Here is a 22,459-nt window from a genome sequence, read left to right on the forward strand (position 1 = left end):
TAACATTATTCATGAGTTAACAGCCGTTACTCGTTGTTTTTAGCTTGTACCTGTTTGATTTGAGTTACAGATTATTTGCGATTATTTATCACTTTCGTAACTGTAAGCATAATAACCATAGCCATATGCATTGGTCGCACGTTTTTGTACTGCGTTTAGAATAAACCCTTTGACTTCAACACCTGCTTGAGAAAAACGATTTTGCGCAACTTCGATTTCTTTTAGGCTGTTTTTAGCAAAACGACCAACCATTAGTGTCGTACCAGCATGTCTCGCAATAATTGATGGATCTGTTACTGCCAGTACTGGCGGAGTATCAATCAAAACGATGTCATATTTTTGGTTAGCACTATCAATTAATTCCTGCAATCGATTGTGCATCAGCAGTTCTGAAGGATTTGGAGGAACTTGACCTCGAACGATAATATCTAGATTGTCCACTGACGTCTTTTGAATCGCCTCAGAGGTCGTGGCTTTTCCTGATAGTAATTCAGATAGTCCAATTTCAGTTTTAGTTCCAAAAAATCGATTTAGATGGCCTTTGCGAAGGTCTGCATCAACAATAAGAACCTTTTGCCCAGCTTGAGCTAAAACAGCTGCAAAGTTTGAGGTGACGAAAGATTTACCGATTTCAGGTGCAGGTCCGGAGATGGCGACAACATTATTCTTCGCTTCCATCATAGCAAAATGTAGGCTCGTCCTTAATGAGCGCAAGGCTTCAACAGCTAAATCGGCAGGATTATCGACTGCTAATAAAGCGTTCTCCACATGGTTGCGTTTATTCCTTACGTTCAGACGTTTTTGGTCATCTGAATCAGGAATGCTGGCATAAACAGGTAACCCTATTTGTTCGATTTCGTCAGGGTTTTCAATACCTCGGTGTAAGGCTGCCTTTAGCAATGTGATCGCTATTGCTAACATGGCACCGAGTAAAGTTGCTAATACTACGATCAATGAACGCTTAGGTTTCACTGGGTGAGTATAGCTTTGAGCATCATCTAATATTCTTACATTCCCAACCGTGCCAGCTTTAAGAATATTCAGCTCTTGTACTTTGTTGAGCAATTGAACATAAATTTGTTGGTTCACTTCTACATCTCGAGTGAGGCGTAAAATTTGTTGCTGTGTCTTAGGCAGTTTCTTGACTTGTTGATTTAGCCTGTTTTTTTCTTGGAGTAGCACCTTTCTCTTATCTAGGAGTGATTTATATGCAGGGTGATCTTTGGTGTAGCGTTGACTAATTTCGCTTTCTTTGAAGGTCAATTCATTTAACTGAGCTTCTAGTTCTACCATAACTCTTAATGTTGATTGGGCTTCTAAGCTTAAATCAATGGATTCATTTGCTTGTCTGTATTGGTTTAGCTGATCTTCTGCGGCTGTCAGCACCCGTTTTATTTTAGGTAGATGTCCATTCAAAAAAGCCAAACTTTTTTCAGCTTCGGCAGAGTTACGTTGCACGTTTTGCAATAGATAATTTTGGCTGATGCTATTTAAAATAGACTCTATCTTCTGTTTATGCTCACCGGTGTAGCTCAGTTGTAATATGCCTGTTTGTTTGCCTTTTTCAGATATGGAAAGGTTTTGCTTGACGGCTTGAATGGCATCTAGACGGTTTATTTTAGTTAGAAAGAATTGATCATTTTTATTACCAATGATTTGCCGAACAAAAATTTCATAGCCCTTGGCTTGTGCTGGTTGACCAGTTGTACCATTGAGTATGATATTTTTATTGTCATCTAACAGTTGGTATTGCGTTGGTTTGTTACCAGTCAGCTTTATGATGAAATAACTTGGCGCATTGGCTCTTAGTTCTTCATTAGGCAGTTTAAAGCGACTCACATCAATGCTTTTTTCGATTCCAAATAATCTTGAAATTCCTTTACCAACATATGGCCAGTAAATAGGTGAAGTTCGAATCCTCAAGTTTAATTCATCAACCGTTTTACCTAAAATCATTCTTGAGTTGATGATTTCGATTTCTGTTGATGCTGATGAATCTGAGGTAAATAATTCACCTACATTTTCGCTAAGTAGGGATGATACCCCACCTTTTTTTTCTTCAACTTGAATGAGCGCATCAGCTTTGTAAATGGGCGTAGCGAGTAAAGCAAAAATAATACCTGCGACTGCAAATAAAAAAGTGATAAGTACAATGCGCCACTTATCATCCAAGAGCAGACCAAACAGTTTTCCAAGATCTATTTCATCGACCGAATCGGTTAATGAAGACGGCTTATTTGCATTCATGGTATTTCCCTTTACTACAATTTTTCAGACCAAGCTTGTGCTGACTTTTCTATTAATTGGTAAGCATGTTCAAAGGCTTCGATACTTTTTTGGTATGGATCGGGAATGTCTTTTTGCCCTAACCATTGCCCAAATAACATTGTTTTACCACGAACTTCTGGGGCAATTTCAGTAACTGATTGAATGTTCTTTTTTTCCATTACCAAAATTAAGTCAAATTCATTGCACATTTGGCGAGTTAGCTGCTTGGCTTTATGACCGTCTAAAGTCACGTAATGCTTTGCTGCGACTGAACTGGCGCAATCATTAGCAACTTTACCTGTTAAGCGGCTTTTATCTACGGCAATACCTGCTGAATCTATCTTTAGCTCTGGTAGCTTGGAGCGAAGAATCGCTTCTCCTGTTGGAGAACGACATATATTACCAACGCAAACAACTAAGATGGTTTTAAACATATTTGGAAGTTCTCTTTTTAAAAGCCACGAAGGGTGTTAACTGTGTCTGATAAGCTTTTTACGCCAATAATCGTCGGAAGAAGTTGCGAAATAACCTTATTCCATTGCGATATTGGTGCTCTTGTTACAAATACGATGTCGTAAGGCTGTAACTGAAATTCAGTGCCAAGGATCATTGAAACAGGCTGATTTAAATTAAACTGATAGACATCAGCTTTTCCGTGCCTATCCCCAGAGCGAAGAACGAAAACACCTGTTGCATCAGCATTGACCTGATCTAAACCACCTGCTGTAGATAATGCTTCAGTAACATTCATTCCAGCACGATCAATTTTCAAGGTTTGCTGTTTATCAACATCTCCCATAATAAATACTTTTTGAGCATCATTACGTGGAATATGCACAATATCACCGTTTTGCAGTAACCGATTCTGTGTTAAATCGCCTTTTTGCATCAGAGCATACAAGGAAACCGTTTCATCCTTACCATCATGGGTAATAACAACATTGCGCCAATCTGCTGCAGCAGATAAGCCTCCTGCTTGGTTTATTGCATCTAGCAGAGTTAAAGGCACATTGGTAATAGGCTGTTTTCCTGGGGTTTTAACTTCGCCTGTAATATATGCTTTTTGGGAGCGAAATGCGGCGACGTTAACATCAATCTGTGGGCTTTCAACGTATTGAGCAAGTTTTTTAGTAACTTCAGCTCGTATCTGAGTCACGGTTTTACCTGCTACTGATACAAAACCAATGTATGGATAAAAAATGCGTCCATCAGAATGTACCCATTGACCTGACTCTGAGGCACTTCGGTAGGAGCCTGCAGGGATGGTTAATTCAGGGTGTCCCCAAATAGTAATGTTTAGAACGTCTGCGACACCTATGTGATATTCATAATCATCAAGCTGTTTTTCTAAAAAACGGTTTGGTTTACTTTCAACCTGATTGTGTTTTAGTGATTGAATAAGAGTTGCATCAACTGGATAGACATTAACACTGTTTGCGTTTTGTTTTTGAGATGAGAGTGGTGAATCATCACTCTGTGTTATTTTGAGACTTTGCCCTGGAATGGTACATCCTGAAAGCAGCATAATGCCGAAAACCATCAGCCATAATTTCTTATTATTCATTTTGTTACCGCTTGAAATATACGTCTTAATTCAGTGCTTAATATAGAGATATTATCTAAAGGCACTTGCAGAGTAGAGTTATAATTCTAATTATTGGTACGTGTCAGGTTTTGAGGGTAGCATAAGCTTTACATCTCTCTGGTCGGATATTTGATTAAAATTATAAATTTTTTGTTATTTTTTATTGTATTTTCATCTAATAAAAAAGCTTGAAATTTACAGCCCATTAAATTAGGCACACAATTGGTTGCATAAAATTCAGCACTTTTGAGATGTTTGTGTGTTTTATAGTGGTTTAATATTTCAATGGTGAAGATAAATTTAATCAGTCAGATATCGTTCAGTTAGTCTAATAATTTATGGCTACAAATGGGGTGCTATAAATTGTCATTGAGGATGATTGATGAGAAATGGACTTTATGACTGTTTTTAGAGAAAAACAGCATGCGCATAAGACTTCTATGCACATGCTTCAGTTTAATTAAGCAATACCTATTGAGTAGCCTGAATAGCTGTTAAAGCAATGGTGTAGACGATATCGTCAACCAATGCGCCACGAGATAAATCGTTCACAGGCTTACGCATACCTTGAAGCATAGGACCAATGCTGATCAAATCAGCACTTCTTTGAACGGCTTTATAAGTCGTATTACCCGTATTCAAATCAGGGAAAACGAATACCGTTGCTTGACCTGCAACAGGGCTATTTGGTGCTTTAGATTGTGCCACGTTAGGCATTACTGCTGCATCGTACTGTAATGGTCCGTCAATGGTTAAATCAGGACGTTTCGCTTTTGCGATTTCAGTGGCTTCACGTACTTTTTCCACATCTGAACCAGTGCCAGAGGTACCCGTAGAGTAGCTGATCATCGCCACTTTAGGATCAATGCCAAAGGCTTTAGCCGAATCTGCTGATTGAATTGCGATATCGGCAAGTTGCTCTGCATTTGGATCTGGATTAATAGCACAGTCACCATATACCAGCACTTGATCAGGCATCAACATAAAGAAGATAGATGATACAAGGCTTGAACCCGGAGCCGTTTTAATTAATTGAAGTGGTGGGCGAATGGTATTAGCGGTAGTATTAACTGCACCAGAAACGATACCGTCAACTTCACCTTGCTCCAACATCATAGTACCCAGCACCATGTTGTCTTCCAGTTGCTCACGAGCAACCACTTCGGTAAGACCTTTGTGACGACGAAGTTCTACCATAGGAGCAACGTATTTTTCTCGCACATCTTCAGGATTGATGATGGTGATATTGTCACCTAGAGCCACTTGCTGCTGCTCTGCGATTCGTCGAATTTCATCTGGGTTACCAAGTAGCACACAACGAGCAATATTTCGATCAGCACAAATGGCTGCCGCTTGAATAGTTCTAGGCTCTTCTCCTTCAGGTAACACGACAGCTTTTCCAGCTTTACGAGCTAGCTCTGTAAGCTTATAGCGGAATGCTGGAGGTGATAAACGATTTTCGCGCTGTGAACCTTTGGTGATGCTCTTCACCCATTCTTTATCAATACGTCCAGCAACGAACTGCTGTACAGATTCAATACGAACGGAATCATCAACAGGCACTTCATGGTCGAAGCGTTGGATATTTAGCGAGGTTTGCCAAGTATTGGTATCGGTTAAAAATACGGGTAAACCAGTTTCAAAGGCTTGCTGACATAACTTTAATACTTCTGGCTCTGGTTCATAACTGCCTGTTAGTAGTAATGCACCAATTTTTACGCCATTCATTGCAGCTAAACATGCTGAAACAATCACATCTGATCTATCTCCTGAAGTTACTAATAGTGAATCAGCCTTTAGATGTGTCACCATGTTAGGAATACTGCGAGCACAGAAAGTTACTTTTCTTAATCGACGTGAATTCATATTACCCGCATTTAAGATTTTGGCTTGTAAATGCTTGGCAAGATCTGAAGCTCTTGGCGCCATCAAGTCGATATTATATGGCACAGTTCCAAGTACTTTTACGGGTGTTTTCTTAGGTAAAACGTAGTCTTGTACAACGGTTTCTGAATTGTCAGGATCAAATACTTCAGATAGATCTGGGCGAGTTCGTCCGTCTTCATCTACAGGGGCATTGACTTTGTTGACGATAGCGCCAACCAAACGTTTATTCTTTTTGCCTCCCCAATGCTTATGAGTAATATCAAGGCGATTGATAAATTCACTTGGTGAATCATTGCCTGGAGTACCAACAAAGATAATATCTGCATCTAATGCTTTTGCGATTTTGATATTTATCTCATCAGCAAATTGATGTTGACGAGTCGGTACCAAGCCTTCGATGACCAGAATTTCAGTGTTATGTGCGCATGAATCGGTACGAGCAATAACTTGCTCTAATAAAACATCTAAATTTTCTTCTCGAATAAGCTCTTCAGCGTGAGCCATATTGAATGGTTCAAGTGGGTTTACTGTAGGAGATGTGCTTAAAATTGTGGTGGAGCGTTCAGGACCGTGATCGTTTGGCCTCAGTTGTGCAATAGGTTTAAAAAACTGAACTTTTACCCCGTGCTGCTCAAGGGAGCGCACCATACCAAGGCTAACAGAAGTTAACCCTACATTGGTTCCCATAGGAACCAGCATGATTTTGCGTGTCATAGTTACCTCTAATGACAAAGCACCGCTATAGCGCAGTGCTTATTAATTCGATTATTTCACCAGTTTCATAGAGTCTTGAGCGATTACCCACTCTTCGTTCGTTGGGATCACCATAGCAACTGGGCTCTCATCGGCGGTAATGATACCTTCATTACCAAAGCGTGCAGCTTGATTTCGATCATCATCAACTGTGAAGTTGAAGATTGATAATAAGTTAAGCACCTTTTCGCGGATTAAAGATGAATTTTCACCAATACCGCCTGTAAATACGATGGCATCTAAGCGACCTAACGGTACTGTGTATGAGGCAATGTACTTGGCAAGGCGGTAGCAGAAAATTTCTAACGCAAGTGTTGCGCCTTTATGACCTTCAGCGTAACCATCTTCAATACCACGGCAGTCGTTAGTCAGCTCTGAAATACCCAGTAAACCACTTTGTTTATTCAGTAGGTTATTTACTTCTTCAAGGGTATAGCCTAACTGGTTTACCAAGTGGTAGATGATAGATGGATCTAAATCGCCACAACGAGTACCCATTACCAAACCTTCAAGTGGAGTTAGCCCCATAGAGGTATCGACACTTTTGCCACCTTTCACTGCGGTTACTGATGCACCGTTACCTAGATGTGCGCAGATAACATTGGTATCGTTTAGCTCTTTACCTAGTGCTTTTGAGGCTTCACGGCTCACAAATAAGTGACTGGTTCCGTGCATGCCATAACGACGTACCGCATGTTCACGATAAAGTTTATAAGGGAGTGCGTAAATAAACGATTCTTCAGGCATCGTTTGGTGAAACGCCGTATCAAATACAGCCACTTGAGGAAGGCTAGGGAATGACGCTTGTGCTGCACGAATTCCGATCAAGTGAGCAGGGTTGTGTAGTGGTGCTAGAGATACACATTCTTCGATACCTTTAAGCACTTGATCATCAATGATCACTGAGTGAGTGAATTTCTCACCACCATGAACAATACGGTGACCGATAGCTTGAATTTGCTGTGCTAGCTCTGGTTGCTTTCCAAGAATATCGTTAACGATAAATTCAATAGCTTCACGGTGTGCGGTAAATGCACCTAAATTCGCTTGATGTTTTTCGCCCTGTGATTTCCATTTTATGCGAGAGTCTTCCAGACCAAAACATTCGGCTAAACCTGAAATTTTATCATCACCAGTTTGGGCATCCATAACTGCAAATTTCAGTGATGAACTACCACAATTTAGGACTAATACGAGTTGACTGGACATGGCTAAACCTTATGTATATAGCTAATTAAAATAGTTAATGGCGAACCGCAATCTGCTTAGGGCCTGTTGACCTTTCGTGCTTATTTTTGCAGCGATAAATTGGTTACCTTATGCAAGGCGGAGTTTGTGTAGTGTGGTTGTTCCACATAAACAAACGATAACGTAGCAGAAGTGACCAATTTGCGCTGTCTTCGATGCTTTTGAGCACTTCCTGTTCTGTGTTGTGACCAGTTTACTTAGATGGCTAAGCTTCACTGCTCACGCCTTGAACAGAAAAGTGCTCAAACTGCACAAAATTTAAGCCTGAGAGATCAACAGGCCCTAATCTAATGATTGCACATAATTCCCCAATTGATTAAATCGTTTTAAGACAGCTTACAGAGCAGGGTCTACCTATGCTATTCTCAGTAGAGTTGTCTTTTTGGGAGAGTGTTTTAACCGTGAAATTTTTTACAAAATTACGTGATGGCTATCGTTACATGAAAACTTGGCCAATGGTTAAACAACTCGGTTATTTTTTTCCTGAATATCGTGTTGTTAAAGCAACACAAATTGCTATTTTTTCAATGCCTTTAATTGCTGTTTTGGTCAGTGCTACTCAACTGTATATCGTTGGCTGGGATGCACTTCCGCAAGCGATAATCTATTCTTTGTTCTTTTTAAGCCTTCCAATCCAAGGGTTAATTTGGTTAGGTTGGCGAGCTAAACATCCTTTGCCTTTGTCTCTGTTTAGTTGGGGGCAAAAGCTTTCTGAAAAAATCTCAGCGGCTGGTGTGGAATGCAAACCTTTAACTTCTAAAGCGTGCTACTTTGATATGGCCGTTTTACTAAAGGTTGCGTTCGAACGGCTCGATAATAGCTATTGGGAAGAGCTTTAATGCTCTTCCTTCTACATTAATAAACAGCATTAATTCCCATATTGGTAAAGACTTTTTTTACTTCTTCCATGGTTTCTTTCGATGGTGGGGAGATAGCATCTAGTTGGTAGTTATCTCCTAATGCTTCCCATTTGTGTTTACCTAGCTCATGGTAAGGAAGCAACTCCACCTTTTCTACGTTTTTCATTGGTTTGATAAAATCAGCCAGTTTTTGTGCAGATTGAATATCATCAGTATAGCCGCCTACAACCACATATCTTACCCATGTTGGCTGCTGGCGTTTTGCTAGATACTCAGCAAATTGAAGTGTTCTATGATTGCTTACTTTGGTTAGCAAAATGTGCTTGTCATCATCCATTTGCTTGATATCGAGCATGACTAAATCAGTATTATCCAACATATCATCGATAGCTTTGGTGTATTTACGAACAAAACCATTGGTATCTAAACAAGTATGAATACCTTCTTTTTTGCACGCAGCAAACCATTCGGCGACAAATTCAGGCTGTAATATAGCTTCACCACCACTGGCGGTAACGCCGCCATTACTGGCATCAAGAAAAGAGCGATAGCTAAGGACTTGCTCCATCAGTTCTTCAACTTCAATATCTTTACCACCATCGAGATCCCATGTATCACGATTATGACAATATTGACAACGCATCAAGCAACCTTGAAGAAAGGTGATAAAACGTATGCCTGGTCCATCAACAGTACCGAAAGATTCCACTGAATGAATATGACCTGTAGTTGCCATTAAAAAGTCCTATAAACTGAATGTTTTTTGGAATAGAGCTTATTTCAAAAAACACTAAAAGGCCGACAGATGCTGCCGGCCAGTAATCATATTACAAGTTACTAGTGAAAGTACGAGTAATTACATCTTGTTGTTGCTCTGGTGTTAGCGCATTAAAGCGAACGGCATAACCAGAAACGCGGATGGTTAGCTGAGGATACTTATCAGGGTTAACCACGGCATCTTCAAGCATTTCACGGTTTAGCACGTTGACATTCAAGTGTTGACCACCTTCATGTCCTTCTTTGTGATTAAAGTAACCGTCCATTAGCGCCGCTAGGTTCTTACGGCGACCCGTCTCATCTTTACCTAATGCGTTAGGCACAATAGAGAAGGTATAAGAAATCCCATCTTGAGCGTGTGAAAATGGCAGTTTAGCAACAGACGTTAATGAAGCTACTGCGCCTTTTTCATCACGACCGTGCATTGGGTTAGCACCTGGAGCGAATGGAGCACCAGCTTCACGACCATCAGGAGTATTGCCAGTTTTTTTACCGTATACCACGTTTGAAGTAATGGTTAAGATCGACTGCGTTGGGATTGCGTCGCGGTACATTTTCTTATTACGGATCTTAGACATAAAGCGTTCAACAAGATCACAAGCAATATCATCAACACGTGCATCATTATTACCGAATTTCGGATATTCACCTTCAATTTCAAAATCAACTGCAATGCCGTTTTCATCACGGATTGGCTTAACTTGTGCGTATTTAATGGCGGATAAACTATCGGCTGCGATAGATAGACCTGCAATACCGCAAGCCATAGTACGACGAACATCTCGATCATGCAGAGCCATTAGCGCAGCTTCGTAGCTGTACTTGTCGTGCATAAAGTGAATAGCATTCAATGCAGTCACGTATTGAGTTGCCAACCAGTCCATCAGACCGTCTAAGCTAGTCATCACTTTATCGAAGTCTAATACTTCGTCTGTCATCGGTGCCGCTTTAGGGCCAACCTGTGCTTTTGATTTTTCATCAATACCGCCATTGATGGCGTAAAGCATGGTTTTCGCTAAGTTTGCACGAGCACCGAAGAACTGCATGTGTTTTCCAACAACCATAGGGCTTACACAGCAAGCGATAGCATAGTCATCAGATTCGAAGTCAGGACGCATTAAGTCGTCGTTTTCGTACTGGATTGAACTGGTATCGATAGAGACTTTTGCGCAGTATTCTTTGAACGCTTGAGGCAGTGCTTCTGACCACAATACTGTGATGTTTGGCTCAGGGCTTGCTCCCATGGTGTATAGCGTGTTCAAGAAACGGAAGCTGTTTTTGGTGACCAAAGTACGGCCGTCTAAGCCCATACCTGCGATAGATTCAGTCGCCCAGATTGGATCGCCCGAGAATAATTCATCGTATTCAGGTGTTCGAAGGAAGCGAACCATACGCAGCTTCATGACCATGTGGTCAATCATTTCTTGTGCTTCTTGCTCTGTGATTACGCCATTTTTCAAGTCACGTTCAATGTAGATATCTAAAAAGCTTGCAGTACGACCTAAAGACATCGCTGCACCGTTTTGGCTTTTTACAGCAGCTAGATAACCAAAATAAGTCCATTGGATAGCTTCTTTAGCCGTAATAGCTGGTCTTGAAATATCACAGCCATACTTAGCAGCCATTTCTTTCATTTGACCTAAAGCACGGTGTTGTTCTGCAATCTCTTCACGTAAGTTCATTACGTTTGCAACATCTTCACCAGATTCAAATTGTGCTTGTAATGATTGGAACTGTGCGTACTTGTCTTTCATCAAGTAATCGATGCCGTAAAGTGCGATACGACGGTAGTCACCGATGATGCGACCACGACCATAAGCATCTGGTAAACCAGTAAGAACACCTGACTTACGACAAGCTAGAATTTCAGGAGTATAAACATCAAACACACCTTGGTTGTGTGTTTTACGCAGCTCTGAATATACGTATTTAATGGTTGGATCTAATTCTTTATCGTAAGCTTTACAAGAACCTTCAACCATACGAATACCACCATTTGGCAAAATGGCGCGTTTGAGTGGTTCATCAGTTTGTAAACCAACAATGGTTTCAAGATCTTTGTTGATGTAACCTGCATCGTGAGAGGTGATGGTTGATATTTTATCAGTATCGAAATCTACAGGAGCATGAGTACGGTTTTCTTCACTAATGCCTTCCATCACTTTTGCCCAAAGTGTTGAAGTCGCTTCTGTTGCGTCAGCTAGAAAGCTTTCATCGCCTTCATATGGGGTATAGTTGGCTTGAATAAAGTCACGAACATTGACTTCGGACTTCCAATCACCACTTGAGAAACCTTCCCAGGCTTGTTGAAATAGCTCAGTTTTTTCGGTTGTCATACATCTACCTATAAGCTTTATCGTTAAAAATGACTGATAGGCTAAAGGTTGTATAAGTCTCAATGCCTATCAAAATTATGAATTCTTTTATCCAAAACACATTATTCAATAAAAAACGATTCTAAAATGAGTTGAATAGAGTTTTGGTTAATTGGTCTTACCATTCTGTGTATTTGATGCTACCACAGTTAATTTTGTCGTAAATGGTTATAGATCAAATTACCTATATATTTTGGAAAAGTTTGTTATCTGGGTATCATTTTTTAGAGATTTTTGATTGTTCAATTGGTAAATAATACCAATCCGCACTCAAATGTGATCAACTTAGAGCATTGCAAGTGGTGCAATTAGAGTTAAAACAGTAATTCTTGATAGCTGATGAAAAAAGCAATAAATGAAAAGCTGACTATATTTTCCTTTAGCAGTATGAAAGAAATGTCTCTTTATCAAGGTCTGGGTATATAGTCCTATAATATTTTGGTGTTTGATACAGACGTGACTGTTTCAACAACAAGGAATGCATATGTTCATCGTTAATTATTATCACAAATTTTTAAATTCTATAAAATGTATTGAAGGCTTAGCCCCCTTAATGTTGCGCATTTACTTAGCCCCAGTATTAATACAGGCAGGTTATAATAAATATGCTCACTTTAGTGATACTGTTGCTTGGTTTGGGAACCCTGATTGGGGACTTGGATTACCATTACCTGCTGTAATGGCTGGATTGGCTGTAGCGGCAGAATTGATAGGTGGTGTGCTACTGTTGATTGGTTTACTCACAAGAGTGATAGCTGTACCTTTAATGGTCACTATGCTCGTAGCTGCTTTCAGTGTGCATTGGGAAAATGGTTGGTTAGCCATTGCTGATCCAAGTTCATGGTTAGCGCATGATCAAGTTCTCGCTGCGGCTGAAAAACTTCAACGAGCCAAAGAAATCTTACAACAGCATGGTAACTATGAGTGGTTAACTTCTTCGGGGAACTTTGTGATCCTAAACAATGGTATTGAGTTTGCTATGACTTATTTCATTATGTTGTTTGCTCTTTTAGTCATGGGGGGTGGTCGCTATACCAGTGTTGATTATTTTATTGGCAAAAAATTCTGTCCAAAGGTTAATTAAGATTTAGTTAAATTAATCATTGAATCGGTTTAAATTAGATACCTGCTTTCAACTAATGTTGGGCAGGTATTTTTGTATTTGTGACAGTGAAAATAGAGTATATTAACGTTCAACTAACATTCAGTTGTTTATAGGTATTATTTTGAATGCAAAAGAACTTTTATTGACTCGGCAGTCAACGCCACGACTTGTTGCTCCAGCACCAAATGAAGTGCAGTTACAGTTTATTTTAGATGCCGCAGTTAGAGTGCCTGATCACGCAGGTCTTTCACCTTATGAATTCATTATCGCTAAAGAAGATGGGTTAGAGCGTTTAGCTGAAATTTACAAGAAAGCCGCGATTGCTAAAGGTGCTGATGAAGCAGTGATTGAAAAGGCGGCTAAATTGCCATTTCGAGCGCCAATGGTTATCACGGTTGTAGCGAATTATTCAGAACACCCTAAAGTGCCAGAAGTTGAGCAAACTATAACGGCAGGCTGCAGTGTGATGGCGATGCAACAAGCCGCATTTTCTCAAGGTTTGGGTGGAATTTGGCGAACGGGAAGTTACGCCTTTGACGATACGGTTAAAGCTGAATTAGGGATAGATAAGAGTTCACAAATAGTAGGTTTTTTATATCTCGGTACTCCAGCCGTTCAAGCTCCAATTAAACCCAATAAATCGGGTGCTGACTTTGCGAGATATATATAACCGAACCATACTTGAATGACGGTTGAGATATAAAGGCAGTATTTATGGCGTTTCTGACGACTGAAAGACTTTCCATTCGACGGGTTGAAGAATCCGATTTAGAGTTTATTTTTCGTATCGTTAATACGCCAGGCTATATTCGATTCATTGGTGACAATAAGGTTCGAACACTGGAGCATGCCAAAGCCTATATTATGAATGGGCCAAAGACCAGTTATCAGCAATATGGATTTGGTCTATTTCATGTCAGCCTTATCTCTACTGGCGAAGCAATTGGGCTATGTGGCTTAACTAAACGAGAGTTTTTGCCTTTTGTTGAAATTGGCTATGCCTATTTACCTTGTTATTGGGGTAATGGCTACGCGAGAGAGGCTGCCCAAGCTATCTATCGCTATGGTTACGATAAACTTAAAGTTCATCGAATAATGGCTGTCGTTAGGCCAGATAACCCTGGCTCTAAAGCTGTATTAAGTGGACTCGGGCTTAGGTATATACGTGACATCATGTTACCCGGTGAAGAAGAGTATATGGATTTAATGGGGTAGAAGGCTTCATTTAAAGCCACTGCCTTTCTTCTGGGATTCTTTTTTTATCTTCAATACTTAGTTTATCGATTTCTTGTAAAACAAAATCAATGAACTTACCCGCAGAAAGACTTAGAAATGAGCGTGACGGATAAACGATATTGTACTGGCTTGTAAAAGAGCTAACCTCAGATAAAAGTCGAATGAGTTTTCCATTGCTAACATCTTGTTTAGCGTATTCCTCTGGTAAGCAAACAATCCCTTTTCCAGCTAAGGCGGCTTGCCTCGCAAAAGAAATATTATTGGTATGGATGTTGCCTTTAATTTTTACTCCAGCAATATTATCTATTTCAGGCAGTTCATTGATGGCACTTGAATCTAAAAAGCGATAAACAATGAAGTTATGCTCTGGCATTTCGGTAATGTCATTAGGGGCACCATGTGCATCAATATAAGCTTGGCTGGCGTAAAAGTGTATTTTTGATTCAAACAATGGCCTTGCTATAAGGTTGGCATTTTCCGTTTGCTTATCAATACGAAACGCCACATCTAAATTGTATTTGATCATATCTAGCGGTTCAGGAGAGGTAAATATCTCGACATCGAGTTGAGGGTGTAACTCCATGAACGCCAAAACGATATTAAACAAGGTTGGCATCTTTGGGATAGGAAATACCTGAATTCGTAAATTACCTGTTAAAGGGGCATGTTCGTGGCTAAGGTCACAAATTACTTGCTCTAATTCCTTTAAAGTTGTGAGCGATGCTTGATAAAAATTACCCCCAGCCGTTGTTAAAGCCAGTTCGCGACCAGAGCGATGAAAAAGCTTGATCTTTAACTCTTCTTCTAAGGCTTTTAGACGTCGGCTTACGGTCGATTTGGGAATTGAAAGTAAATTAGCGGTTTCGTTTATACCGCCAGACTCAACTATTCGATGAAATAGCGCGATATCTTCAGTTTTCATAATTTTTATTTTTGTTTCAATTATTGCAACAGATGTTCCCATTAAACTCCATTTTGTGCAACAGCACTCTTGAGTATACTTTAGGGCTATTACTTTAAATTCTGGAAAACTAACTATGAAATCAGCGCTCAATGCGGTACTTATTCTTACTGCTACAGCGTGGCTTACTGCTTGTGGAAATGAAGAGCAACCAGTCACAGAACAGCATGTTGTCCAACCGGTCAAGCTCTATACCATTCCTAGTTCGGAGCAATTAACTCAAAGGAGTTTTCCAGCTAAAGTAACGGCAAACTTAGAAGCTGATTTATCTTTTCGTATCGCAGGGGTACTTGAACAAAGACCACCGTTTCAAGGGGTAAAGGTCAAAAAAGGGCAATTGTTAGCAAAGCTTGAGCAGAAGGATGCTAAGAACAACTTAAAAAATCGCGAAGCAGATTATGAACTGGCGTCTTTAGATTATAAGCGTAAACAAAAACTGTTGACTAAGAAGCTCATATCGAAATCCGAATTTGATGTTGCTCAAGCAAAATTGAAATCAGTCAAAGCGGCACTGGCTTCAGCAAAAGATCAGCTGAGTTACACCAATTTATATGCGCCTTTCGATGGCATAGTTGCTAAGGTCAATATTCATAACTACCAAGTTGTTGGTGCGAACCAAGCCATTTTGACTTTGCAAAAAAATGATACAGTGGATTTAGCAGTTCAAATTCCTGAGCTGATTGTTGCAAACTACATCAGCAATGAGCGTTATAAATCAATAAAAGCAACAACGCATTTTTCTGGCGAGTCTTTTCCTGTTTCTTTAAAAGAATTTGCCACTCAAGTCACTTCAGGAACACAAAGTTATGAAGTGGTTTACAGCATGGCTCAACCTAAAAATGTAACGCTTTTACCGGGGATGACAGCAGAAATTACTTTTGAACTGCCATCAGATCAAGCTAATAAAATACACCCTATCATTCCACTTACTTCTGTCTTTAAAAGTGATGAGTCAGGGCACAGTGCTGTTTGGGTGTTTGCAGATGAAAAAGTAAATCTCAGAAAAGTGGTGCTCGGGAATATTAAGAAAAATGGAATTGAAGTCATTAGCGGCGTTTCTGCAAACGAACAAATTGTGACAGCTGGCGTCAATGAGTTAATCGATGGACAAAATGTTAAACCGTTAAAGTGGGAAAGAGGGGTTTAACAGATGAATATTGCGGAATATTCGATAAACAATAAAGTCATCTCATGGATGTTTGCACTGATTTTGCTTGTTGGTGGCGTGATTTCATTTACAGGGCTTGGGCAGTTAGAGTTTCCAGAGTTCACCATTAAACAAGCACTCGTTAATACCGCTTACCCTGGTGCATCGCCAGAGCAAGTGGAAGAAGAAGTCACGCTTCCGATTGAAGATGCGCTTCAACAAATGGACGCGGTGAAAAAAGTAAAATCCATCAATAGTGCTGGTTTGTCGCAAATCGAAATTGAAGTTTATGACTCTTATGACAAAGATAAGCTCCCTCAAGTATGGGATGAAGTAAGACGAAAGGTTCATGATTTGAAAGGTCAGCTTCCTAAAGGAGCCTATGAGCCTCAAGTGATTGACTACTTTGGTGATGTTTTTGGTTTGCTTTATAACCTTACCGGTGATGGTTATAACTCAAGAGAAATGAAGAACTATGCCGATTTTCTTCGTCGTGAACTAGTACTGGTAGAAGGAGTAAAGAAAGTATCGGTTGCTGGCAATACTCCACAACAAATTGTCGTGGAGATATCTCAGCAGAAAATGAAAAGTTTAGGTCTTAACCCAAACTTACTTTATAGCGCCATCGCTAAGCAAAATGTGGTTTCTAATGCCGGTAGTGTTCTTATGGGGACACAACGTATTCGCATCCATCCTACTGGTGAATTTAAAGATATTACTGATCTTGAAAATCTATTAGTTAGCCCTCCTAACAGTAAAAAGCTGGTTTATTTAAAAGACATCGCCAAAGTTTATAAAGATTATTCGGAAACACCACGTGTGCTTTATCACAACGAAGGTGAAAATGCGTTATCTGTGGGGATCGCATTTGCTTCTGGCGTCAACGTCGTTGATGTGGGAAAAGCCGTTAAAGCTCGAATTGTTGAGCTTAAAGATCGCCAACCAGTGGGGATGAAGTTACATAAAATCTATGACCAGTCGACAGTCGTTGAAAAGACAGTAACAGGGTTTGTTATTAACCTTGCGGAATCAGTCGCTATTGTCATAGCCGTTTTACTGATATTCATGGGAGTGAGATCGGGAATCCTGATGGGGCTTATTTTGCTACTGACTATCTTAGGCACTTTCATTGTCATGAAAGTCATGGATATTCAGTTGCAGATCATTTCGTTAGGAGCGCTTATTATTGCTTTAGGTATGCTGGTGGATAACGCCATTGTTATTACCGAAGGAATAATCATTGGCTTAAAACGTGGACAAACCCGTTTAGAAGCTGCAAAAGGAATTGTTACCCAAACCCAATGGCCTTTGTTAGGCGCTACGGTTATCGCAATTATCGCTTTTGCACCAATTGGCTTAGCAGAAAATGCGGCTGGCGAATTTTGTCGCTCATTGTTTTATGTATTATGTATCTCCCTGTTCATCAGTTGGATCACGGCCATGACCTTGGTGCCTTTCTTTTGTAATGTTGCATTTAAAGACGGAGTTAAGGTTGAGGGAGAAGAGCAAGATCCATATAAAGGAATAGTATTTACGATATACCGATTTGTATTAGGCAAAGCCATTCACCATCGTACCTTGACGATTGTACTAGTCGTTTCAGCTTTATTGGGTGCCGTATCTGGTTTCGGGTACATCAAAAATGTTTTTTTTCCTGCTTCAAATACGCCTATTTTCTTTGTTGATGTTTGGTTGCCAGAAGGAACAGATGTTAAAGCGAATGAAGCTTTTATCTCTAAATTAGAAAAAGACTTATTGGCAAAAGAAGCCAAGCACGATGACGGCTTAGTTAACTTAACTTCTGTAATCGGCCAAGGGGCGCAACGATTTGTATTGCCTTATGTTCCCGAAAAAGGCTATGCCGCTTATTCGCAGCTCATTGTTGAAATGAAAGGTTTACCTCAGTTGTATGCCTTTATGCCTAAACTAGAGCATTATCTAAGAGTTCATTATCCAGAAGCCCAATTTAGACTGAAGAACCTTGAGAATGGCCCATCGCCTGCAGCAAAAATTGAAGCTAAATTTTATGGTGATAATCCAGAGGTGCTTCGCTCTTTAGCCGCGAAAGCCGAAGTTATTCTACGAAACGAGCCTACGGCGGATAATGTGAGGCACAATTGGCGTAATCAAGTCAGAATTGTTCGTCCACAAATAGCTAATGCTCAGTCACATGAGTTGGGGATCACCAAAGAAGATATTGATAATGCGCTTCTTACACATTTTAGCGGTCGAGTCATTGGTAGCTTTAGAGACACAAGTCATATTTACCCTGTTATTGCTCGTGGTTCAGACGAAGACAGAAAAGATATCGATAGCGTATCTAAAGTACAAATTTGGAGCCAAAAGACCAATAGCTATGTGCCGTTAACTCAAGTAGTCACAGAGTTTAAATCGGTATGGGAAAATCCGCTTATCATTCGTCAAGCTCGAAAACGTATGATATCGGTTATGGCTGATCCTAAAGTGGGCTCAGGTGAAACTGCAGACTCGGTATTCCGCAAAATTAGAACACAAGTAGAAGCGATTCCATTACCACATGGCTATAAGCTAGAGTGGGGCGGAGAGTATGAAACGGCGGGTGATGCGCAAGCCGCCGTGTTTAGCTCAATACCAATGGGCTATTTAGTGATGTTTTTGATCACGGTACTACTCTTTAATTCAGTCAGACAACCGTTGGTGATTTGGTTAACGGTTCCATTGTCATTAATTGGTATTGTTGCCGGTCTATTATTGTTTGATGCACCGTTTAGCTTCATGGCCTTACTTGGCTTATTAAGCTTAACGGGGATGGTGATCAAGAATGGTATCGTACTCGTAGATCAAATTAATATTGAGTTAGAAAGTGGCAAAAATGCTTATTACGCTGTGATGGACTCAGCAGTAAGCAGAGTAAGGCCAGTGTTAATGGCTGCTCTAACTACGATGTTGGGTATGCTGCCACTATTAAATGATGCATTTTTTGGTTCAATGGCAGTGACCATTATATTTGGATTAGGATTTGCGTCGGTACTAACATTGATAATATTACCTGTCTTATATACGATATTTTTTAGGATAAAAATCCCTGAATATTAAGGAGAAATGATAATGGACTGTTCGATTACTCAAGTTACACACTCTCAATTAGAGCAAATTGCGAAGTTATTTGATGAGTATCGACAGTTCTATCATCAAGAATCCGATGTGAACTCTGCACAAGAGTTTATCGAGAAAAGGATCACCGACAACAGTTCGGTGATCTTTCTTGCTTCTGACAGTAGCGGAATAGGACTTGGTTTTGTTCAGCTATATCCGAGTTTTTCTTCTGTAAATATGAAACCCATCTATATTTTAAATGACTTATACGTTAGCCAGCATGCGCGTTGTGTTGGTGTTGGGGGGAAATTAATTGAACGTTGTATTGCCTTTGCTCAAGACCAAGGTGTGAATAGATTAGTTTTAGCGACCCATCAAGAAAACATGCTAGCGCAGAAATTGTATCGCAATTATGGTTTCGTTCAGGAGCAAGAGTTTCTATCCTTCCACCTTGTGGTATGATGAGATTTTTATAATAGCGTTGCTGATTTATGCATATTTTCAGAACTGTTATCTTAATCAGCTTATTGTGCCCTACAATAAGCTTCGCAAAATCTCCAGAATCTCAGCTTGTAAACGAATTAGTTCAATGTGCCGCTTATTATCAAATTAGTAGTGGCATATTGAGTGATATGAAAGCTCCTAGGATGAAAGGTGTCGCTGAAAAATTGCAGGCCCAGTATAAAATCGCATTTGGGCTCGCAAATAAATACGATAGTCATGCTATTGATAAGTTCGATGTTGCAAAATCAACATTACTGAGTGTATTGCCAGATAAACAAAACTTAAGTGAGTTAATGGCTGCCTATAAAGATAAATGCCCGCAAATTATTTCTGATCCTAAAAAGCGATTAAACTACTGGCAAATGGCTGATATGTGAGCCTGATTTCATCATAGCTTCAATATCCTCTATTGTCCTTGGAATTGCAGATGATAGATTTTCACAACCTGATTCAGTGACTAAAATATCATCTTCAATTCTCACCGCTATACCACGATATTGTTCGGGAACGTCTATAGCGTCCGAAGGAATATAAATACCCGGTTCAATAGTGAACACCATATTAGTTTGAAGTTGTATCCAATTGCCTTTATTGTCGTGGTAAGGGCCAACATCGTGAACATCCATCCCTAGCCAATGACCTGTTTTGTGAACCGTGAAACGTTTGTATGATTCTGCGTTCATTACCTCATTGAACTCACCTTTTAATATGCCTAATTCAATGAGACCTTTTGCCAGTACCGTCATACAAGTTTCGTAAAGTTCATTCCAAGCTAAACCTGGAGTAACTTTTTCTATAGCAGAATTAAGCGCCAATAAAACTAAATTATAAATTTGGCTTTGCGCCCGAGAAAAGGTGCCTGATACAGGATAACTACGAGTAATGTCAGAAGCATACATCTGGTATTCCGCTCCAGCATCAATAAGTAGCATACGATTTTCATCAAGCATCGAGTTATTTTCTTCATAATGAAGACACATGGCATTATCACCACTGGCAACGATACTTGGGTAAGCGACTTCAGTACAACCATGGTCAGCAATAGCTCGCATAAACGTAGCTGCGAGCTGAGATTCATTTTCTACAAAAGGACAATATTGCATTACGGTATGATGACCATCGACTGAAGCTGAAATGGCTTTTTTGATGCAGTCAATTTCATGAGGGCTTTTAATTAATCGATGATGATGAAGATGTTTAGCTAAAGGCTGCACACTTCTGTACTGCTTAATAACATCAAACTTGGCACTATGACGCTGTTGGTTTACCCACTTCATCACTTGATGAGAAACAATGAATGACTCATCAGAGACAAAAACATGCTCAACTTTATCTAGGGCTTTTAGCAGTTGCTCCTCAAATTGATCAATATTAAAAGCTCTGTCTGCACAAAACTCTGTTAGTGCACCATCAATACCTGCTCGAGAACCAAAGCTGGTTTCAAGCTCGGAATTTTTTGGCTGACAAAAAAGGGAATAAACGCTGTCATTGCCAACTTTTTTAATAAGTGCAAAAGCATTGGCTTCGTTAAAGCCTGTTAGATAGAAGAAGTCATTGTCCTGTCTGAAATGGTACTTAATGTTTTTACTTCTGACCTTTTGCTGATAACCGACCAGTATCACCAAAGAATTCACTGGTAGCTCTTTCAGTAATCGTTCACGACGATATTTATAAATCGTATCCATTATATAAGTCCTTTTCCCAATTTGAACCACTATAGTTGGATACAATATGCATATCAACGGTAAAGAACACAGTGCATTTACAATCACACAATGGGATAATATTTGTAATTAAGATAATTAGTGTTGTTGGAGTAGAGCTTGAATAAAGCAGTTTTTCTAGATCGTGACGGGGTGATCAATGTCGATCATGGATATGTACATAAAGTCGATGACTTTGAATACATAGAAGGCGTATTTGATGCTTGCAAAGAGTTAAAGCAAATGGGCTACAAATTAGTTGTAGTTACTAATCAATCTGGAATCGCTCGAGGAATGTATTCTGAAGATGACTTTCATGCATTAACTGAATGGATGGACTGGAACTTTGTAGATAAAGGCGTAGAGCTAGACGGTATCTATTATTGTCCTCATCACCCAGAAAAGGGATTAGAGGAATATAAAACAGATTGTGATTGTCGTAAGCCTAAACCTGGAATGCTAATCTCTGCTGCACGATTTTTAAAAATTGATTTAGAAAACTCAGTCATGATTGGTGATAAGCATGATGACATGCTTGCAGCCAAAAATGCTGGGGTTAATACCAGACTATTAGTTAAAACAGGAAAAGCTTTAGCTGATACTAGTGAAGCATCGGCTCTTATCGAGAGTATTGCAGAACTACCACAGTGGTTAAAAGATAATATTTGAGCAAAAATTAGCTGAAAATGCGGGTTTTGAGCGTTTTGTGAACGCTTAAATCGAAAAGTGTAGTTTTCTTAGAAAAAGCACTTGCCAACAAATCTGAACTCTCTATAATGCGCAACCACTGACACGATGAGTCAGCAATCAAGTCGATAACAACTTGGTTTTGTTCTTTAAAAATAAGTATCAAGCAAATCTGTGTGGACACTCGCAGAGATAGAAATATCCAGTTAACATCTTCGGATGCTAACAAAAATTCTATCAATGATTGAAGTCCGCACGGAACGAAATCAACTTACTTAGGTAAGATGG

18 protein-coding genes are annotated in these 22,459 nt (G+C 39.7%); 9 read left to right on the plus strand and 9 right to left on the minus strand.

The genetic code is table 11. The features are described from left to right. Positions 1-81 precede the first annotated feature (81 nt). The 5 genes from AC1EU0_RS18075 to ackA all read right to left on the minus strand — a co-directional run bounded on the left by AC1EU0_RS18075 (position 82) and on the right by ackA (position 7,702). Entirely contained in the window at positions 82-2,247 is a 2,166-nt protein-coding gene (locus AC1EU0_RS18075) for a polysaccharide biosynthesis tyrosine autokinase (protein ID WP_480304033.1), read from the minus strand. Between the two features lie 14 nt (positions 2,248-2,261). After that, the gene (locus AC1EU0_RS18080; protein WP_480304035.1) at positions 2,262-2,702 is read right to left on the minus strand and encodes an arsenate reductase/protein-tyrosine-phosphatase family protein; all 441 of its coding nucleotides are present in this window, start codon (positions 2,700-2,702) and stop codon (positions 2,262-2,264) included. 17 nt (positions 2,703-2,719) lie between these two features. Next, on the minus strand, positions 2,720-3,832 hold the full coding sequence (locus tag AC1EU0_RS18085) for a polysaccharide export protein (RefSeq protein WP_480304036.1): 1,113 nt from the start codon (positions 3,830-3,832) through the stop codon (positions 2,720-2,722). Between the two features lie 492 nt (positions 3,833-4,324). Next, on the minus strand, positions 4,325-6,454 hold the full coding sequence (pta, locus tag AC1EU0_RS18090; RefSeq protein WP_480304038.1) for a phosphate acetyltransferase: 2,130 nt from the start codon (positions 6,452-6,454) through the stop codon (positions 4,325-4,327). Positions 6,455-6,505: 51 nt separating this feature from the next. Continuing rightward, positions 6,506-7,702 (minus strand): acetate kinase, encoded by a 1,197-nt coding sequence (gene ackA / locus AC1EU0_RS18095; protein ID WP_480304040.1) that lies wholly within the window; start codon positions 7,700-7,702, stop codon positions 6,506-6,508. 395 nt (positions 7,703-8,097) lie between these two features. Between ackA and yfbV the strand changes: the two genes are divergently transcribed. Beyond that, positions 8,098-8,580: a terminus macrodomain insulation protein YfbV gene (gene yfbV / locus AC1EU0_RS18100; RefSeq protein WP_480304041.1), complete on the plus strand. Its 483-nt coding sequence runs from the start codon at positions 8,098-8,100 to the stop codon at positions 8,578-8,580. A gap of 16 nt (positions 8,581-8,596) precedes the next feature. Here yfbV and pflA read toward each other — a convergent pair whose 3' ends face one another. Then, positions 8,597-9,337 (minus strand): pyruvate formate lyase 1-activating protein, encoded by a 741-nt coding sequence (gene pflA / locus AC1EU0_RS18105; RefSeq protein WP_480304042.1) that lies wholly within the window; start codon positions 9,335-9,337, stop codon positions 8,597-8,599. 91 nt (positions 9,338-9,428) lie between these two features. Next, positions 9,429-11,714 (minus strand): formate C-acetyltransferase, encoded by a 2,286-nt coding sequence (pflB, locus tag AC1EU0_RS18110; RefSeq protein ID WP_480304044.1) that lies wholly within the window; start codon positions 11,712-11,714, stop codon positions 9,429-9,431. A 523-nt stretch (positions 11,715-12,237) separates the two neighbouring features. Between pflB and AC1EU0_RS18115 the strand changes: the two genes are divergently transcribed. The 3 genes from AC1EU0_RS18115 to AC1EU0_RS18125 all read left to right on the plus strand — a co-directional run bounded on the left by AC1EU0_RS18115 (position 12,238) and on the right by AC1EU0_RS18125 (position 14,073). Continuing rightward, a complete protein-coding gene (locus tag AC1EU0_RS18115) occupies positions 12,238-12,837 on the plus strand; it encodes an HvfX family Cu-binding RiPP maturation protein (RefSeq protein WP_480304046.1) in 600 nt (199 codons plus the stop codon). Positions 12,838-12,979: 142 nt separating this feature from the next. Continuing rightward, positions 12,980-13,528, plus strand: a complete 549-nt coding sequence (locus tag AC1EU0_RS18120; RefSeq protein WP_480304048.1) for an NAD(P)H nitroreductase — start codon at positions 12,980-12,982, stop codon at positions 13,526-13,528. 44 nt (positions 13,529-13,572) lie between these two features. Beyond that, positions 13,573-14,073 carry a GNAT family N-acetyltransferase gene (locus AC1EU0_RS18125; protein WP_480304049.1) on the plus strand — a complete coding sequence of 167 codons (501 nt, stop codon included), beginning with the start codon at positions 13,573-13,575 and terminating at the stop codon, positions 14,071-14,073. Positions 14,074-14,083: 10 nt separating this feature from the next. On the opposite strand, the gene AC1EU0_RS18130 is transcribed toward AC1EU0_RS18125, so the two are convergent. Continuing rightward, positions 14,084-15,058: a LysR family transcriptional regulator gene (locus AC1EU0_RS18130; protein ID WP_480304051.1), complete on the minus strand. Its 975-nt coding sequence runs from the start codon at positions 15,056-15,058 to the stop codon at positions 14,084-14,086. Between the two features lie 73 nt (positions 15,059-15,131). Here AC1EU0_RS18130 and AC1EU0_RS18135 point away from each other — a divergent pair, with 73 nt between their 5' ends. The 4 genes from AC1EU0_RS18135 to AC1EU0_RS18150 are packed head-to-tail and all read left to right on the plus strand — an operon-like array spanning position 15,132 to position 20,158. Beyond that, positions 15,132-16,202, plus strand: a complete 1,071-nt coding sequence (locus tag AC1EU0_RS18135; protein WP_480304052.1) for an efflux RND transporter periplasmic adaptor subunit — start codon at positions 15,132-15,134, stop codon at positions 16,200-16,202. A 3-nt stretch (positions 16,203-16,205) separates the two neighbouring features. Next, positions 16,206-19,277: an efflux RND transporter permease subunit gene (locus AC1EU0_RS18140; protein WP_480304054.1), complete on the plus strand. Its 3,072-nt coding sequence runs from the start codon at positions 16,206-16,208 to the stop codon at positions 19,275-19,277. Between the two features lie 12 nt (positions 19,278-19,289). Beyond that, entirely contained in the window at positions 19,290-19,739 is a 450-nt protein-coding gene (locus AC1EU0_RS18145) for a GNAT family N-acetyltransferase (protein ID WP_480304056.1), read from the plus strand. A 29-nt stretch (positions 19,740-19,768) separates the two neighbouring features. After that, positions 19,769-20,158: a hypothetical protein gene (locus AC1EU0_RS18150; RefSeq protein ID WP_480304058.1), complete on the plus strand. Its 390-nt coding sequence runs from the start codon at positions 19,769-19,771 to the stop codon at positions 20,156-20,158. On the opposite strand, the gene AC1EU0_RS18155 is transcribed toward AC1EU0_RS18150, so the two are convergent. Then, positions 20,129-21,466 (minus strand): aminopeptidase P N-terminal domain-containing protein, encoded by a 1,338-nt coding sequence (locus tag AC1EU0_RS18155; protein ID WP_480304059.1) that lies wholly within the window; start codon positions 21,464-21,466, stop codon positions 20,129-20,131. The two genes, AC1EU0_RS18150 and AC1EU0_RS18155, sit on opposite strands and share 30 nt — an antisense overlap. Positions 21,467-21,604: 138 nt before the next feature. On the opposite strand from AC1EU0_RS18155, the gene gmhB reads away from it, so the two are divergent. Beyond that, positions 21,605-22,153, plus strand: a complete 549-nt coding sequence (gene gmhB / locus AC1EU0_RS18160; protein WP_480304060.1) for a D-glycero-beta-D-manno-heptose 1,7-bisphosphate 7-phosphatase — start codon at positions 21,605-21,607, stop codon at positions 22,151-22,153. Positions 22,154-22,459: the final 306 nt, after the last annotated feature.

The sequence above is a fragment of the Parashewanella sp. 2210YD4-3 genome, assembly GCF_056591735.1.